Origin of the sequence: Pseudomonas sp. GW456-12-10-14-LB2 (assembly GCF_002884345.1) — a bacterium.
Classification (GTDB): domain Bacteria; phylum Pseudomonadota; class Gammaproteobacteria; order Pseudomonadales; family Pseudomonadaceae; genus Aquipseudomonas; species Aquipseudomonas paraglycinae.
This window is the reverse complement of sequence record NZ_POHV01000049.1, coordinates 11,161-28,277: the sequence shown is the minus strand read 5'-3', so window position 1 is coordinate 28,277 and position 17,117 is coordinate 11,161. Positions and strand designations below refer to the sequence as shown.

The 17,117-nt window shown below is 60.1% G+C and carries 14 protein-coding genes; 9 read left to right on the top strand and 5 right to left on the bottom strand.

What is annotated here, in order from left to right; genetic code table 11:
- Window positions 1–5: 5 nt before the first annotated feature.
- The gene (gene prpD / locus C1X29_RS25545) at window positions 6–1,490 is read left to right on the top strand and encodes a 2-methylcitrate dehydratase (RefSeq protein ID WP_102718661.1); all 1,485 of its coding nucleotides are present in this window, start codon (window positions 6–8) and stop codon (window positions 1,488–1,490) included.
- On the opposite strand, the gene C1X29_RS25540 is transcribed toward prpD, so the two are convergent.
- A complete protein-coding gene (locus C1X29_RS25540; protein ID WP_007951980.1) occupies window positions 1,483–2,301 on the bottom strand; it encodes a pyruvate, water dikinase regulatory protein in 819 nt (272 codons plus the stop codon). The genes prpD and C1X29_RS25540 overlap by 8 nt on opposite strands.
- Before the next feature lie 174 nt (window positions 2,302–2,475).
- Here C1X29_RS25540 and ppsA point away from each other — a divergent pair, with 174 nt between their 5' ends.
- From ppsA to C1X29_RS25500, 8 genes are all read left to right on the top strand, one after another.
- Window positions 2,476–4,851 carry a phosphoenolpyruvate synthase gene (ppsA, locus tag C1X29_RS25535; protein ID WP_102686938.1) on the top strand — a complete coding sequence of 792 codons (2,376 nt, stop codon included), beginning with the start codon at window positions 2,476–2,478 and terminating at the stop codon, window positions 4,849–4,851.
- Window positions 4,852–4,949: 98 nt separating this feature from the next.
- Window positions 4,950–5,939 carry an alpha/beta fold hydrolase gene (locus C1X29_RS25530; RefSeq protein WP_007951983.1) on the top strand — a complete coding sequence of 330 codons (990 nt, stop codon included), beginning with the start codon at window positions 4,950–4,952 and terminating at the stop codon, window positions 5,937–5,939.
- A 226-nt stretch (window positions 5,940–6,165) separates the two neighbouring features.
- Window positions 6,166–6,657, top strand: a complete 492-nt coding sequence (gene rraA / locus C1X29_RS25525; RefSeq protein ID WP_007951984.1) for a ribonuclease E activity regulator RraA — start codon at window positions 6,166–6,168, stop codon at window positions 6,655–6,657.
- 24 nt (window positions 6,658–6,681) lie between these two features.
- On the top strand, window positions 6,682–7,677 hold the full coding sequence (locus C1X29_RS25520; protein WP_102718660.1) for a zinc transporter ZntB: 996 nt from the start codon (window positions 6,682–6,684) through the stop codon (window positions 7,675–7,677).
- A gap of 63 nt (window positions 7,678–7,740) precedes the next feature.
- On the top strand, window positions 7,741–7,989 hold the full coding sequence (locus C1X29_RS25515) for a CrfX protein (protein ID WP_085700244.1): 249 nt from the start codon (window positions 7,741–7,743) through the stop codon (window positions 7,987–7,989).
- 2 nt (window positions 7,990–7,991) lie between these two features.
- Window positions 7,992–8,816, top strand: a complete 825-nt coding sequence (locus C1X29_RS25510) for a mechanosensitive ion channel domain-containing protein (RefSeq protein ID WP_007951987.1) — start codon at window positions 7,992–7,994, stop codon at window positions 8,814–8,816.
- Window positions 8,817–8,906: 90 nt separating this feature from the next.
- Window positions 8,907–9,497 (top strand): RNA polymerase sigma factor SigX, encoded by a 591-nt coding sequence (gene sigX / locus C1X29_RS25505; protein ID WP_011333251.1) that lies wholly within the window; start codon window positions 8,907–8,909, stop codon window positions 9,495–9,497.
- A 107-nt stretch (window positions 9,498–9,604) separates the two neighbouring features.
- Entirely contained in the window at window positions 9,605–10,639 is a 1,035-nt protein-coding gene (locus C1X29_RS25500) for an OmpA family protein (protein ID WP_102718659.1), read from the top strand.
- A 75-nt stretch (window positions 10,640–10,714) separates the two neighbouring features.
- Here C1X29_RS25500 and cobA read toward each other — a convergent pair whose 3' ends face one another.
- The 4 genes from cobA to nirB are packed head-to-tail and all read right to left on the bottom strand — an operon-like array spanning window position 10,715 to window position 16,962.
- Window positions 10,715–11,467: a uroporphyrinogen-III C-methyltransferase gene (gene cobA / locus C1X29_RS25495; protein WP_102718658.1), complete on the bottom strand. Its 753-nt coding sequence runs from the start codon at window positions 11,465–11,467 to the stop codon at window positions 10,715–10,717.
- A gap of 13 nt (window positions 11,468–11,480) precedes the next feature.
- Entirely contained in the window at window positions 11,481–14,195 is a 2,715-nt protein-coding gene (locus C1X29_RS25490; protein ID WP_102686941.1) for a nitrate reductase, read from the bottom strand.
- The gene (gene nirD, locus C1X29_RS25485) at window positions 14,195–14,512 is read right to left on the bottom strand and encodes a nitrite reductase small subunit NirD (protein WP_007951992.1); all 318 of its coding nucleotides are present in this window, start codon (window positions 14,510–14,512) and stop codon (window positions 14,195–14,197) included. The genes C1X29_RS25490 and nirD overlap by 1 nt, the downstream gene beginning before the upstream one ends.
- On the bottom strand, window positions 14,509–16,962 hold the full coding sequence (gene nirB / locus C1X29_RS25480) for a nitrite reductase large subunit NirB (protein WP_045121673.1): 2,454 nt from the start codon (window positions 16,960–16,962) through the stop codon (window positions 14,509–14,511). Before nirB ends, nirD begins: the two co-directional genes overlap by 4 nt.
- Between the last annotated feature and the right edge of the window lie 155 nt (window positions 16,963–17,117).

Below are 17,117 nucleotides of genomic sequence, written 5' to 3'. Positions count from 1 at the left end.
CCGCAATGAGCGCCAACGTCGACCTGAACAACCGCCCCGACTACGACCGTGTCCTGCAGGACATCGCCGATTACGTCCTCAGCTACAAAATCACATCCGCCGAAGCCCTCGACACCGCCCGCAACTGCCTGATGGACACGCTGGGCTGCGGCCTGCTGGCTCTGCGTTTCCCCGAGTGCACCAAACACCTTGGCCCCATCGTCGAAGGCACCGTCGTCCCATTCGGCGCCCGAGTTCCAGGCACGTCCTATCGCCTCGACCCAATCAAAGCCGCGTGGGACATCGGCTGCATCGTGCGCTGGCTCGATTACAACGACACCTGGCTCGCCGCCGAATGGGGGCATCCGTCGGACAACCTCGGCGGGATTCTCGCGGTGGCCGATCACCTGTCGCAAAAGCGTCTGGCAAATGGTGAAACGCCGCTGACGGTGCGCGATGTACTCGAAGCGATGATCATGGCCCACGAAATCCAGGGCGTGATCGCGCTGGAAAACTCGTTCAATCGCGTAGGCCTCGACCACGTCATTCTGGTGAAGGTGGCCTCGACTGCCGTGACCGCCAAACTGATGGGCGCCAACCGTGAGCAGCTGTTATCAGCGTTGTCCCACGCGTTCGCCGACGGCCAGGCATTGCGCACGTACCGCCATGCGCCGAACGCCGGTTCACGCAAATCCTGGGCGGCGGGGGATGCATCGAGCCGGGGCGTGCGGCTGGCGGATATCGCGATGCGCGGCGAAATGGGAATCCCCGGCGTCTTGAGTGCCAAACAATGGGGCTTTTACGACGTTTTGTTCAGCCACACCAACAACGATCTGGCGCTCAAGCCCGAAGACAAGCGCGTCTTCAGTTTTTCCCGACCGTTCGGCAGCTACGTGATGGAGAACGTGCTGTTCAAAATCAGCTTCCCCGCCGAATTCCACGCGCAAACCGCCTGCGAAGCCGCCGTGACCTTACACCCGCAGGTGCGTAATCGTCTGCATGAGATCGACCGGATCGTCATCACCACCCACGAATCGGCGATTCGCATCATTTCCAAGGTCGGGCCGCTGGCCAATGCCGCCGACCGCGATCACTGCCTCCAGTACATGACCGCCGTGCCGCTGGCGTTCGGCAATCTGGTGGCCGAGCAGTACGAAGACGATTTCCACAAGGCCCATCCGGTCATCGATGTGCTGCGCGAGAAAATGGTCATCGTCGAGGACCCGCGCTTCACCCGTGAATACCTGGAGGCCGACAAACGCTCGATTGCCAACGCGGTGCAGGTGTTTTTCAAGGACGGTTCGAGCACGGAGAACGTGGTGGTGGAATACCCGATTGGCCATCGCCGGCGTCGCGCCGAGGGCATTCCATTGCTGGAGGACAAGTTCAGGGCAAATCTGGCCACCCGTTTCACCGGGCAGCGCAGCGGGGAGATTCTTGCGCTGTGCAAGGATCAGGCGCGGCTTGAAACCACGCCGGTGAACCGGTTTGTCGATTTATTGGTTATTTGAAGCGCCGCTCCACGCCTTTTTCCACGAGGATCTTCGCGGAAATTTCTTCTACCGAGAAATGCGTGGAGTTGATGTTCGGGATGTTCTCGCGGCGGAACAGGTTTTCCACCTCGCGCACCTCGAACTCGCACTGGGCGTAGCTCGAATAGCGGCTGTTGGGCTTTCGTTCGTTGCGGATCGCGGTAAGGCGGTCCGGGTCGATGGTCAGGCCGAACAGCTTGTGCTGGTGGGCGCGCAGGGCGGCCGGCAGTTGCAGGCGTTCCATGTCGTCTTCGGTCAGCGGGTAGTTGGCCGCGCGGATGCCGAACTGCATCGCCATGTACAGGCACGTCGGCGTCTTACCACAACGCGACACGCCCACTAGTATCAGGTCGGCCTTGTCGTAATAGTGGGTGCGGGCGCCATCGTCGTTGTCGAGGGCGAAGTTCACGGCCTCGATCCGCTCCATGTAATTGGAGTTGTGACCGATGGAGTGGGACTTGCCGACGGTGTAGGAAGAATGCTCGGTCAGTTCCTGCTCGAGCGGGGCGAGGAACGTCGAGAAGATGTCGATCATGAAACCATTGGAGGTTGCGAGAATCTCACGAATGTCCTGATTGACGATGGTGTCGAAGATGATCGGCCGGAAACCGTCGGTTTCAGCGGCTTTGTTGATTTGTTGTACCATGGCCCGCGCTTTTTCAACGCTGTCGATGTACGGCCGCGTGAATTTGCTGAAGGTAATGTTTTCGAACTGCGCCAGAAGGCTTTGACCCAGGGTTTCGGCGGTGATGCCGGTGCCATCGGAGATAAAGAAAGCAGATCGTTTCATTTGCACCTTGGGCCTTAAGCTGATGAGTATTTCTGGATATGATAGGCGCGATTTGCCGGCCGCCATTGGCCCGCATTCTCACTTATTTTCCAGGTCCAGGCCATACAGCCGGCCAACGCTCCCCCGAGCCGCCGGTTTCTGAGCTTTTCCAACACAGTTAGTGGAGAGATCACCTTGGTAGAGTACGTAGTTTCCCTCGATAAGCTCGGCAAACATGATGTTGAGCATGTGGGGGGCAAGAACGCATCCCTGGGCGAGATGATCAGTAACCTGGCCGGTGCCGGTGTTTCGGTCCCCGGCGGCTTCGCCACCACGGCGCAAGCCTATCGCGACTTCCTGGAACTGAGCGGTCTGAACGATCAGATCCACAAGGCCCTCGATGCGCTGGACGTCGATGACGTCAATGCCCTGGCCAAGACCGGCGCCCAGATCCGCCAATGGATCATGGAAGCCGAATTCCCTGAAAAACTGAACACCGAGATCCGCACCGCGTTCGCCGCGCTGTCGGCCGGCAATCCTGACGTGGCCGTGGCCGTGCGTTCCTCCGCCACCGCCGAAGACTTGCCGGACGCTTCGTTCGCCGGTCAGCAGGAAACCTTCCTGAACATCCGTGGCGTGGAAAACGTCATCCGCGCGGCCAAGGAAGTGTTCGCTTCCCTGTTCAACGACCGTGCCATTTCCTACCGCGTCCACCAGGGCTTCGACCACAAACTGGTCGCCCTGTCCGCTGGCGTGCAGCGCATGGTGCGTTCGGAAACCGGCACCGCCGGTGTGATGTTCACCCTCGATACCGAATCCGGCTTCCGTGACGTGGTGTTCATCACCGGCGCCTACGGCCTGGGCGAAACCGTCGTACAAGGCGCGGTGAACCCGGACGAATTCTATGTCCACAAGGGCACGCTGGCAGCCGGTCGTCCGGCAATCCTGCGCCGCAACCTGGGCAGCAAGGCCATCAAGATGATCTACGGCGACGAGGCCAAGGCCGGTCGTTCCGTGAAAACCGTTGATGTCGACAAGGCCGAACGCGCGCGTTTCTGCCTGACCGACGCTGAAGTCAGCGAGCTGGCAAAGCAGGCGATGATCATCGAGAAGCACTACGGCTGCCCGATGGACATCGAGTGGGCCAAAGACGGTGACGACGGCAAGCTGTACATCGTGCAGGCCCGTCCGGAAACCGTGAAGAGCCGCACCCAGGCCAACGTCATGGAACGTTACCTGCTGAAAGAGACCGGCACCGTGCTGGTGGAAGGTCGTGCCATCGGCCAGCGCATCGGCGCCGGCAAGGTGCGGATCATCAAGGACGTCTCCGAGATGGACAAGGTTCAGCCGGGCGACGTACTGGTCTCCGACATGACCGACCCGGACTGGGAACCGGTCATGAAGCGCGCCAGCGCCATCGTCACCAACCGTGGCGGCCGTACCTGCCACGCGGCGATCATTGCTCGTGAGCTGGGTATTCCTGCTGTTGTCGGTTGCGGCAACGCCACCCAACTGCTGAAGGATGGCCAGGGCGTGACCGTGTCCTGCGCCGAAGGCGACACCGGTTACATCTTCGAAGGCGAACTGGGTTTCGACATCAAGAAGAACTCCGTCGACGCCATGCCGGAACTGCCGTTCAAGATCATGATGAACGTCGGCAACCCGGACCGCGCCTTCGACTTCGCGCAGCTGCCGAACGCCGGTGTGGGCCTGGCCCGTCTGGAATTCATTATCAACCGCATGATCGGCGTGCACCCGAAAGCGCTGTTGAACTACGACGGCCTGCCACAGGACATCAAGGAAAGCGTCGACAAGCGCATCGCCGGTTACGACGATCCGGTCGGCTTCTATGTCGAGAAGCTGGTTGAAGGCATCAGCACCCTGGCCGCTGCGTTCGCACCGAAGAAGGTCATCGTGCGTCTGTCGGACTTCAAGTCCAACGAATACGCCAACCTGATCGGCGGCAAACTCTACGAGCCGGAAGAAGAAAACCCGATGCTGGGCTTCCGTGGCGCGTCGCGTTACATCAGCGAATCGTTCCGCGACTGCTTCGAACTCGAGTGCCGTGCGCTGAAACGCGTGCGCAACGAGATGGGCCTGACCAACGTCGAAATCATGGTGCCGTTCGTCCGTACCCTTGGCGAAGCCAGCCAGGTGGTGGATCTGCTGGCCGAGAATGGCCTCAAGCGTGGCGACAACGGTCTGCGCGTGATCATGATGTGCGAACTGCCATCCAACGCGATCCTGGCTGAAGAGTTCCTCGAATTCTTCGACGGTTTCTCGATCGGCTCCAACGACCTGACTCAGCTGACACTGGGTCTGGACCGTGACTCCGGGATCATCGCGCACCTGTTCGACGAGCGTAATCCGGCGGTCAAGAAGCTGTTGGCCAACGCGATTGCCGCGTGCAACAAGGCCGGCAAATACATCGGCATCTGCGGTCAGGGCCCTTCGGACCACCCGGACCTAGCCAAGTGGCTGATGGAGCAGGGCATCGAAAGCGTGTCGCTGAACCCGGACACCGTGCTGGAAACCTGGTTCTTCCTTGCCGAAGGCCAGGCGGCGGAATAAGCCGTGAATGAAGCCCCGGCCCGTTGAACCGGGTCGGGGCTTTAAGATTGAAGTAGGGCGAGCTCTCCGGATGCCGCCCTTTTTTGTGCAAGAGCATTATGCAAAGCAGCAGCAACCTATTTCCTGTCGCCCTGATCAGCGCCGAACGGCGCGGTGATCTGAGCGAAGACGTTTACCGTTTGAAACCGGGCAACAGCCCTGACTGGTCCGTGGAAATCGCGGTGACTCGTCTCGGCATGGCCGATGAGCCGGCGTCGCGCGGCGTGCCGGTGATCTTGCTGCACGGCAGTTTTTCCAACCGACGCTTCTGGTTTTCGCCGAAGGGCCTGGGCCTGGGCGCGTATCTCACGCGGCTGGGCTTCGATGTGTGGATCCCGGAAATGCGCGGTCACGGTCTGTCCCAGCGCAACGAGGACTACCGCCGCAACCGCGTCGCCGACTATGCCCGTTACGATCTGCCGGCCATCGCCGCGTTCGTCCGGGAGCAGAGCGGGCAGATTCCGCACTGGATCGGCCACTCGCTGGGTGGCATCACGTTGGCAGCCGCGCTGGGCGGCGAATACCTAGGTGAACCGGCGGTGGCCTCGGCGGCGTTTTTCGGCACCCAGGTCAGCCGCACGTACTGGCCGCTGAAAATTCCGCCGGTGGAGTGGAGCGGGCGCTTCATTCTCAAGCGTTTTGCCCAATTGTCTGGTTCGCGGCTCAAGCGCGGCCCCGAGGACGAGCCGATCGGCCTGGCGCTGGAAAGCATGCGCTGGTATGGACTGTTCGGCCGTTTCGGCGACAAGGACAAGGATTGGTGGGCAGGCCTGGCCGATGTGCAGGTGCCGGTGCTGGCAGTGAGCGCGGCGGGCGATCATCAGGATCCGGCCTGGGCGTGCCAGAAACTGTTCGAACAGATCGGCTCCGAGCACAAGCAGTTCATTAACCTCGGTCGTGAGCAGGGCTTCAACGATCAGTTCGGGCATGTCGAGATGCTGGTCAGCAAGGCAGCGCAGGCCGAGGTCTGGCCGCTGGTGGCGCGTTGGCTGGCGGATCAGCACACGCCATTGCTTGGCGAGAAGCCTGATCTGGCGGCAGCGGTCTGAACGCGGCGTCCTGAAAAGGGCATTTCGTTCGAGTCGGCTTGCGGCTAAGATATGACGCATTGGACGGTTCTGGTCATATTTAGTGACTGTTTCGCTATTACGTTTCAGCTTGTGTTCAGGTTCGTTCAGCGACCATGACATGGGCTAAGGTAAACAACGACCGCCGGGACTCGTTTCAAAAGAGTGCGACATCCTTGATCGTCTTCCTTGTTACAGGAGTTATTCGATGAACCATTACCTTACGCCTGACCTGTGCGACGCCTATCCGGAGCTGGTTCAGGTGCTGGACCCGATGTTCAGCAATTTCGGCGGCCGTGATTCGTTCGGCGGCGAGATCGTGACCATCAAGTGCTTCGAAGACAACTCGCTGGTCAAGGAACAGGTCGAGCTCAAGGGTAATGGCAAGGTGCTGGTGGTGGACGGTGGCGGTTCCCTGCGCCGTGCGCTGCTGGGCGACATGCTCGCCGAGAAAGCCTCGAAAAACGGTTGGGAAGGGCTGGTCATCTACGGCTGCATTCGTGATGTGGACGTCATCGCCCAGACCGATCTTGGCGTGCAGGCCCTGGCCAGCCACCCGATGAAAACCGACAAGCGCGGTATCGGCGACCTCAACGTGCCGGTGACGTTTGCGGGTGTCACCTTCCATCCCGGCCAGTACATCTATGCGGACAACAATGGCGTGATCATCTCGCCAAGTCCGCTGAAAATGCCTGAATAAATCGCGGTAACCACAGGGGTGAGGATGTTCGAGGAAGAAAACGCGCAATGGGGGCTGGTGCATGCCCTGGTGCTGGACGGTAAAGGCGGTGCGCGTTCGATAGCCCGGACTGATCTCGACGATCTGCAGCTGCAGGCTCATGAAAGCTTGTGGCTGCATTGGGATCGCAGTCACCCGCAGACCCAGACCTGGCTGCGCAAATCCAGTGGGCTCAACGAGTTCACCTGCGATCTGCTGCTGGAAGAAAACACCCGACCACGCCTGTTGCCGCTGCCGGATTCCGAGCTGCTGCTGTTTTTGCGCGGGGTCAACCTCAACCCGGGTGCCGAGCCGGAAGACATGGTGTCGGTGCGGATTTTCGCTGCGGCCCAGCGGGTGATTTCCCTGCGTTTGCGTCCATTGCGCGCCACCGATGAGTTGCTGGTGATGCTGGGCGAGGGCAAGGGGCCGAAAACCTCGTCCGAGCTGATGCTGTATCTGGCGCAATTCCTCACCAACAAGGTGCAGGATCTGGTGACTTGCCTCTCCGAAGTAGTCGATGAAGAGGAAGAAAAACTGGATGCCGACGAACGGTATACCCCCGAGCATGGTGCCATTTTGCACATCCGTCGCCGGGCTGCCGGGCTGAAGCGTTTTCTGGCACCGCAGCGGGATATTTTCGGACAGCTGACGCGGATAAAACTGCCGTGGTTCGTCGATGACGATGCCGACTACTGGAACGAATTGAACAACAGCCTGACCCGTTATCTCGAAGAGCTCGAATTGACCCGAGAGCGCGTGGGGCTTGTGCTGGAGGCTGAAGACCGGCGCTTGAGCGTGCACATGAATCGCACGATGTACCGCTTCGGGATCATCACCTGCATCTTTTTGCCGATGAGTTTTATTACCGGTCTGCTGGGCATCAACGTCGGCGGCATTCCGTTCTCGAGCAGCCCTTATGGTTTCCTGATCGCCTGTCTGACGGTGCTCGCCCTGGCGTTCGGACAATGGTGGTTGTTTCGCCGTTTGCGCTGGGTATGAAGATGCGCCATGTGACCCGACCAAATTTGCCCGCGTCTTTCACAGACATCACGAGAGGTGCGTATGCACGATCCGTTTGAACAGTCTTTGCGCGACATGCTCAACGCCTCGCCGTCCGGTCGCGACGACGATGCCTGCCTGGGCCGCGTACTCAAAACCGCCAACCGCCAGGTTGGCGCCGGCGATCTGTTCAGCCTGCTGGGCCGCTGGCTGCCCGCGCTGATGATCGCCCTGAATAACGGCTCGGCCCATGTCGCGCCGGTCTCCCGTCTCCGTAAACCTACCGCTCGCACTGCTGATAAGGCTGATTGAATATGGAACTTGATCTCTGGACTCAGAGCCTCGTCACTGCAATGACTGCGTTGTGGACCAAAGTCGCTAACTTCATTCCGAACCTGTTCGGCGCATTGGTTGTGTTGTTGTTGGGTTTTGTTGTCGCCAAGCTGCTGGACACCTTGCTGTCCAAATTGCTGGCCAAACTGGGCCTCGATCGCCTGATGGGCGGCACCGGCCTGACCAAATTGATGTCCCGTGCGGGGCTGCAAGTGCCGATCTCGACGTTGATCGGCAAAATCGTGTATTGGTTCGTTCTGCTGATTTTTCTTGTTTCGGCAGCAGAATCCCTTGGACTTGAGCGAGTTTCAGCTACGCTTGACATGCTCGCGCTGTATTTGCCAAAAGTGTTCGGCGCGGCGCTGGTGTTGCTGGTGGGTGTCCTTCTTGCGCAACTGGCCAATGGCCTGGTTCGCGGAGCGGCAGAAGGCGTAGGCCTGGACTACGCTTCAGGACTTGGGCGAATTGCCCAGGGCCTGGTGATCATCATCAGCATTTCGGTCGCGATCAGTCAGCTGGAGGTCAAGACCGACCTGCTGAACCATGTGATCGTTATCGTATTGATTACCGTTGGTCTGGCGGTTGCGCTGGCCATGGGTTTGGGAAGCCGGGAAATTGCCGGTCAGATTCTTGCGGGAATCTATGTGCGTGAGTTGTATCAGGTTGGGCAACAAGTGCGTATTGGCGAGGTCGAAGGCCAGATCGAAGAGATCGGCACGGTTAAGACCACATTGCTGACCGATGAGGGTGAGCTAGTCTCTCTCTCCAATCGGATCCTGCTGGAGCAGCATGTGAGTAGCCGCTAACCCGGCAAACCCTGCTAATGTATGCCGCCGCAAAATGCCAGCTGTCGCTGGCTGCGGTGGACATTGACCTGACTGTCGGCACGACTTGTTTTGAATAAAGCCCAAACGCTATCCACGCGCTACGACCCCCGCGAGCTCTCTGATGAGGAGTTGGTCGCGCGCTCGCATACCGAGCTTTTTCACGTGACGCGCGCGTATGAAGAATTGATGCGGCGTTACCAGCGGACATTATTTAACGTTTGTGCGCGATATCTCGGGAACGATCGCGACGCGGACGATGTCTGTCAGGAGGTGATGTTGAAGGTGCTGTACGGCCTGAAGAACTTCGAGGGGAAATCGAAGTTCAAGACATGGCTATATAGCATCACGTACAACGAGTGCATCACACAGTATCGGAAGGAACGGCGAAAGCGTCGCTTGATGGACGCACTGAGTCTTGACCCCCTCGAGGAAGCGTCCGAAGAAAAGGCGCCGAAACCCGAGGAGAAGGGCGGACTGGATCGCTGGCTGGTGTATGTGAACCCGATTGACCGGGAAATTCTGGTGCTACGATTTGTCGCAGAGCTGGAGTTCCAGGAGATCGCAGACATCATGCACATGGGTTTGAGTGCGACAAAAATGCGTTACAAACGCGCTCTTGATAAATTGCGTGAGAAATTTGCAGGCATTGCTGAAACTTAGTTCGGCGCAAATATCTCTTACGTGTAGGCAAGTTCTGATAGACTTGCCGCCGAGTTGTCCCCCGGTTTGCGGGACTGCTTCACAATCACCAGATGGGGATTTAACGGATGAAACTGAAAAACACCTTGGGCTTGGCCATTGGTTCTTTGATTGCCGCCACTTCTTTCGGCGCTCTGGCACAAGGCCAAGGCGCAGTTGAAATCGAAGGCTTCGCAAAGAAAGAACAATTCGACAGCGCTCGTAACTTCAAGAACAACGGCAACCTGTTCGGCGGCTCGGTCGGTTACTTCCTGACCGACGACGTTGAACTGCGTCTGGGCTACGACGAAGTGCACAACGTGCGTTCCGACGACGGTCGTAACATCAAGGGCGCCAACACCGCTCTGGATGCTCTGTACCACTTCAACAACCCAGGCGACATGCTGCGTCCATACGTCTCGGCTGGTTTCTCCGATCAGAGCATCGGTCAGAACGGCACTGGCGGTCGTAACCGCTCTACCTTCGCCAACGTTGGCGGCGGTGCCAAGCTGTACTTCACCGAGAACTTCTACGCCCGTGCTGGCGTTGAAGCTCAATACAACATCGACCAGGGCGACACCGAGTGGGCTCCTAGCGTCGGTATCGGTGTGAACTTCGGTGGCGGCTCCAAGCCAGCTGCTGCTCCAGTTCCAGCTCCGGCTGAAGTCTGCTCCGACAGCGACAACGACGGCGTTTGCGACAACGTTGACAAGTGCCCGGACACCCCAGCCAACGTAACTGTTGACGCTGATGGCTGCCCAGCAGTTGCTGAAGTTGTTCGTGTTGAGCTGGACGTGAAGTTCGACTTCGACAAGTCGGTTGTTAAGCCAAACAGCTACGGCGACATCAAAAACCTGGCTGACTTCATGAAGCAGTATCCATCCACCACCACTACTGTTGAAGGTCACACTGACTCCGTCGGTCCTGACGCTTACAACCAGAAACTGTCCGAGCGTCGTGCGAACGCCGTTAAGCAAGTTCTGACCAACCAGTACGGTGTTGAATCGTCCCGCGTTCAGTCGATCGGCTACGGCGAATCCCGCCCAGTTGCTGACAACAAAACTGAAGCTGGCCGTGCTGTTAACCGTCGCGTAGAAGCGCAGGTTGAAGCTCAAGCTAAGTAATTAGCTGCCGCTCCGAGAAAAGCCCGGCTTAGGCCGGGCTTTTCTTTGCCTGCGATTTGGTGAAACCGGGGATTGTCAGGCCAGGCGATCGGCTGCCCAGTCGATTGAATCGACCTGGGTCGCAGCTGCTGCGACGGCGCCGATCACCAGAATCGCAGGGCTCCTGAGTCGGAAACCAAGGGCATCGTCTTCCATCGCCGACAGATCACTGCGGCATTCACGCTGTTCTGGCAACGAGGCATTCTCGATCATCGCCACCGGCGTATCCGCTGCCATACCGCCCGCCAGCAGTTGCTCGCGAATCTCGCCGAGCTTCGCCACTCCCATGTAAATCACCAGCGTCGTCCCGCCTTGCGCCAGCGCCCGCCAGTTCAACTGACTGTCGTCCTGGGTATGAGCCGTGACCAGCGTCACGCCCCGGGCCACGCCGCGTAACGTCAGCGGAATATCACACTGGGTCGCGCCGGCCAGTCCGGCGGTGATGCCATTGACCAGCTCCACCTCGACCCCGCGCTCGCGCAACCACTGCGCTTCCTCACCCCCACGCCCGAAAATGCATGGATCGCCGCCCTTGAGCCGTACTACGCATTTACCCTGACGCGCATAACGCAGCATTAGCCGATGGATGAACGCCTGGGGCGTCGAGCGGCAGCCGCCGCGTTTGCCGACCGCGATGATTCGCGCAGCAGGGCAGTGCTCAAGCACCGCCTCATTGACCAGATCGTCGATCAGCACCACCTCGGCTTCGCGCAAGGCACGCAACGCTTTGAGCGTCAGCAGTTCAGGATCACCGGGGCCCGCGCCCACCAGCCAGACTTTCGCGTTCATGGTGTTTTCCTCTTCAGATGACGGCGACCGGACGCACGTCGGCGGCCAGCAAGCGCTTGATTTCCGGGACGCAGGAACCGCATTGCGTTCCGCACCCCAATGTATTTTTCAAACCCTGCAGATCCAGACCTTCACGAATGCCGGCGCAGACCGCGCTGTGGCTGACGTTCTTGCAGTTGCACAAGGTTTTGTCCGCCACAACCTGCGCGCCGGCATTGCCCGGCGGTGCACTCATCGGTGCCAGCAGCCAGCGCCGCAGTTGTTCGTCGGCGCGCCCCTCCAGCCACAGGCCTTGCAACCAGTGCTGAGCGAGGGTTTCACCGGCCAGACGGATCGCGGTGATTCGTCCGTTTTCGATGCGTACCCGCTTGCCGATGGCGCGGCGAGGATCGTCATAAGCCAGCACCGGCCCCTCAATCAGGGCCAGGCACTGGTCGATTTCACGCAGCAATTGCGGATCGGGTGCGGCGGCGCTGGCTGCGCGTATCAGCAGCGCAGGCCGTTCACGTCCGACAAGGCTGAGACTTGCGTAGGAAAACGCCTCACAGAGCGGTCGAAGCGCCTCGAAATGCCGTTGAACATCGCCCTCGATCAGTGCGAACAGTTGCCAGGGCAGATTCACCGGTTCCAGCCGTACACCGCTGTGCTTGAGTTCCGGCTGTTTCGACAAAGGATCGAAGGCGGGCAGGGTCAGGCTGTTCACGCCGCCCTTGAGGAAACGATCGCCCCAGTGCATCGGCAGGAACGCCTGACCCGGACGCACGCTGTCATCGCTGGCAACCGCCACAATCACCGCGCCCCGACGACTTTTCAGATTCACCAGATCCCCCGGCTGCAAGCGGTGGCGGCGCACCTCATCCGGGTGCAGGTTCAACACCGCTTCGCTGACATGGCCGAACAACTGCGCCGCCGTACCGGTGCGACTCATACCGTGCCATTGATCACGCAGGCGGCCGGTGATCAGGGTCAGTGGAAAGCGCGCGTCGCGTTGTTCCTTGGCGGCGCGATAGGGATCGGCAACGAACTGCGCGCGCCCGTTCGGCGTAGGAAAGATTCCGTCGCCATACAGCCGGGCTGTACCTTGGCGAGCGCCAGCGGGAAAGGGCCATTGCTGTGGCCCCAGTTCATCAATCAACCCATGGCTGATCCCGGACAAATCCAGATCGCGACCCCGGGTCAGTTGTTTGTACTCGTCAAACAGCTGACCCGGTTGCTCGAACGCAAACAGACCCGGCTGTTGCGGGCGCAGACGTTTCTCCAGGCGTTGTGCGAAATCCACCGTGATCGCCCAGTCCGGACGCGCTTCACCCGGTGCAGCAATGGCCTGGCGGACGTGGGAAATCCGCCGTTCGGAGTTGGTCACCGAACCTTCCTTCTCGCCCCAACTGGCCGCTGGCAGCATCAGATCGGCAAACGCCGCGGTTTCGGTGGTGCGAAACGCCTCCTGCAACACCACGAACGGACAAGCTTCCAACGCTGCACGTACAGCGTTCTGGTCAGGCATCGATTGTGCGGGGTTGGTGCAGGCAATCCACAGCGCCTTGATCTTGCCGCTACGCACTTGTTCAAACAGTTCGATAGCACTGAGGCCGGTACTTTCCGGCAGCTTATCCACACCCCAATACGCCGCCACTTCGGCGCGGTGCTCCGGATTGGCCACTTCGCGATGCCCGGGCAACAGGTTTGAGAGGCTGCCGGTTTCCCGTCCGCCCATGGCATTCGGCTGACCGGTCAAAGAGAAAGGTCCTGCACCCGGCCGGCCGATTTGCCCGGTGGCCAGGTGCAGATTGATCAGCGCACTGTTCTTCGCGCTGCCAGCGGTGGACTGGTTCAGGCCCATGCACCACAGCGACAGAAAACTCGGCGCGGTGCCGATCCATTCCGCACATTGCTGCAACTGCTCGACGCTGATTCCGCACAACTGCGACACCATGGCCGGCGTGTAATCGCGTACCAGGCTTTTCAGCTCGGCGAGCCCGTCGGTGTGCGCCTTGATGAAGTCGCGGTCGATCCAGTCTTCCCACAACAGCAGATGCAAAATCCCATGGAACAACGCGACATCGGTGCCCGGCAGAATCGCCAGATGCAGGTCCGCCAGATCGCAGGTGTCGGTGCGCCGTGGATCAATAACGACGACTTTCATCTGCGGGCGGTGGGATTTGGCTTCTTCGAGGCGGCGAAAGAGTACCGGGTGGGCGTAGGCCATGTTACTGCCGACGATCACCACGCAATCGCTCAACTCCAGGTCTTCGTAGCTGCACGGTGGTGCGTCGGCGCCGAGGCTGCGTTTGTAGCCGACCACCGCCGAAGACATGCACAGCCGCGAATTGCTGTCGATGTTATTGGTCCCGACCAGCGCCCGCGCCAGTTTGTTGAAGGCGTAGTAATCCTCGGTCAGCAACTGCCCGGAGATGTAGAACGCCACGCTGTCCGGGCCATGTTCGGCGATGGTGTCGGCGAACACGTTGGTGGCGTGATCCAGCGCGGTGTTCCAGTCGCAGCGACTGCGCGCCAGGCCTTTGCCCAGGCGCAATTCCGGGTACAACGCCCGTGCTGCCAAATCACCGGTCAGGTGCAGGGTCGAGCCTTTGCTGCACAGTTTGCCGAAGTTGGCCGGATGCGCCGGATCGCCGCTGACGCCGAGAATGCGCTCGCCGTCATGCTCGATCAGCACGCCGCAGCCGACCCCGCAATAGCAGCAGGTCGAGGCGGTCGTCTGGCGGTTCATCAGACGGCGTCCCGCAGGGCCAGTTGCACACGGCCGTTCTCGACCCGGGCCGGGTGATGGTGAGCGCAACCGACGTCCGGTGCCTGGGCTTCGCCGGATTGCAGGTCGATCTGCCAGTTGTGCAGCGGGCAGGCGACACGTTTGCCGTAGATCAGGCCTTGGGACAATGGGCCGCCCTTGTGCGGGCAGCGGTCATCGAGTGCGAAAACTTCGTCGTCGCTTGTGCGAAAGATCGCAATGTCACCTTTGGGCCCGGCAATGATCCGCGAACCGAGGGCATTGATCTCTTCCAGGGCACAGATATCGAGCCAGTTCATGCCGGCACCTCCAGGTTTTTCACGGGGATCACGTCGAATTCTTTCTTCAGTTGTGGCTGGGCGAGGCGCTCTTTCCACGGATCCTGTTCGAACGACAGGGAGAATTGCAGGCGCTCGTTCAGGGCCTTGCGGCGCTCGGGATCTTCCAGCACGGCTTTTTTGATGTGCTCCATGCCGACCCGTTGCAGGTAGTGCACGGTACGTTCGAGGTAGAAGGCTTCCTCACGGTACAACTGCAGGAACGCGCCGTTGTACTCGCGCACCTCCTCGGCGGTCTTGAGCTTGACGAAGAACTCGGCGACTTCGGTCTTGATCCCGCCGTTGCCGCCGATGTACATCTCCCAGCCGGAATCGACGCCGATGATTCCTACGTCCTTGATCCCCGCTTCCGAACAGTTGCGTGGGCATCCGGAGACCGCCAGTTTCACTTTGTGCGGCGACCACATGTTGAACAGATCGTGCTCGAGGTCGATGCCCAACTGGGTCGAATTCTGCGTGCCGAAGCGGCAGAACTCGCTGCCGACGCAGGTTTTCACGGTGCGGATCGATTTGCCGTAGGCGTGGCCGGACGGCATGTCGAGGTCTTTCCACACACCGGGCAGATCCTGTTTCTTGATCCCCAGCAGGTCGATGCGCTGGCCGCCGGTGACCTTGACCATCGGCACCTGATATTTGTCCGCCACGTCGGCGATACGCCGCAGTTCCGACGGGTTGGTCACGCCGCCCCACATCCGTGGCACCACCGAATAAGTGCCGTCCTTCTGAATGTTGGCGTGGGCCCGTTCGTTGATCAGGCGCGACTGCGGATCGTCCTTGGCTTCGCCGGGCCAGGTGGAAATCAAGTAGTAGTTGAGGGCCGGGCGGCAGGTGGCGCAGCCGTTCGGGGTGCGCCAGTTGAGGTAACTCATGGTGCCGGCGATGGTCAGCAGATGCTGTTCGCGAATGGCCTGGCGAATCTGGCCGTGATTGAGGTCGCTGCAACCGCAGATGGCTTTTTCGCTTTTCGGTTTGACGTCGGCTGCACCGCCAACGGTGTTGATCAGGATCTGCTCGACCAGCCCGGCGCAGGAGCCGCAGGAGCTGGCGGCCTTGGTGTGTTTTTTCACCTCGTCGACGCTGAACAGTCCGTGTTCCTGAATGGCCTTGACGATGGTGCCCTTGCACACGCCGTTACAGCCGCAGACCTCGGCGTTGTCGGCCATGCTCATGGCTTTGTCCTGGCCCTGATGTCCTACATCGCCAAGTGCGTTTTCTCCGAACATGAGGTGATCGCGGATCTCACCAATGGCGTGATTCTCACGAATCTGCCGGAAATACCAACCGCCATCTGCCGTATCGCCGTACAGACAGGCGCCGACCAGCACGTCATCCTTGATCACCAGTTTTTTGTACACCCCGCCGATCGGGTCGGAGAGGGTGATGGTCTCGGTGCCTTCGCCGCCCATGAAGTCGCCGGCGGAAAACAGGTCGATGCCGGTGACTTTCAATTTGGTCGACGTCACCGAGCCCTGATAACGGGCGAAACCCAGTTGCGCCAGGTGATTGGCGCAGACCTTGGCCTGTTCGAACAACGGCGCCACCAGGCCGTAGGCGATGCCACGGTGGCTGGCGCATTCGCCGATGGCATAGATGCGCGGGTCGTAGGTTTGCAGGGTGTCGTTGACCAGAATCCCGCGATTGCACGGGATACCGGCCTTTTCCGCCAGTTCGGTATTGGGGCGGATCCCGGCGGCCATGACCACCAGATCGGCGGGGATGATGTCGCCGTTCTTGAATTGCACCGAGCCGACGCGACCATTGCCGGCGTCATGCAGGGCCTGGGTCTGTTCGCACAGGCGAAAGTGCAGGCCACGGGATTCGAGGGCGGTTTGCAGGAGTTGGCCGCTGGTCTTGTCCAGTTGCCGCTCCAGCAGCCACTCACCGAGGTGCACCACGGTGACGTGCATGCCGCGCAGCATCAGGCCGTTGGCGGCCTCGAGGCCGAGCAGGCCGCCGCCGATCACCACGGCGTGCTTGTGAGTTTTTGCGGTGTCGATCATGGCCTGGGTGTCGGCGATGTCGCGGTAGCCGATCACACCCTGCAAGGTGTTGCCGGGGATCGGCAGGATGAACGGGGTCGAGCCGGTGGCGATCAGCAAGCGGTCGTACTCGGCCTCGGTGCCGTCCTCGGCGATCACCCGGCGTTTGACCCGGTCGATCTCCACCACTTTGCGGTTGAGCAGCAGTTTGATGTTGTTTTCCAGGTACCAGTCGAGGTCGTTGAGCACGATTTCTTCGAAGGTTTGTTCGCCGGCCAGTACCGGCGACAACAGGATGCGGTTGTAGTTGGTGTGCGGTTCGGCGCCGAAGACCGTGATGTCGTACAGCTCGTTGCTCAGCTTGAGCAGTTCTTCCAGGGTGCGGACCCCGGCCATGCCATTGCCGATCATCACCAGTTTGAGTTTTTTCATCAGGTTCTCCGGGAGCATCGGGCTTGCCTCTTGTGGGCAGTCAGGCCTTGCTCGACAAAAATGGCGCAAACAAAAAAGGCGTCCCGCCAGTTACCTAGCGAGGACGCCTTTGTCCTTGTCCCGTTCTCTCGGGAAGCCTGGCCTTCGTCGTTGAA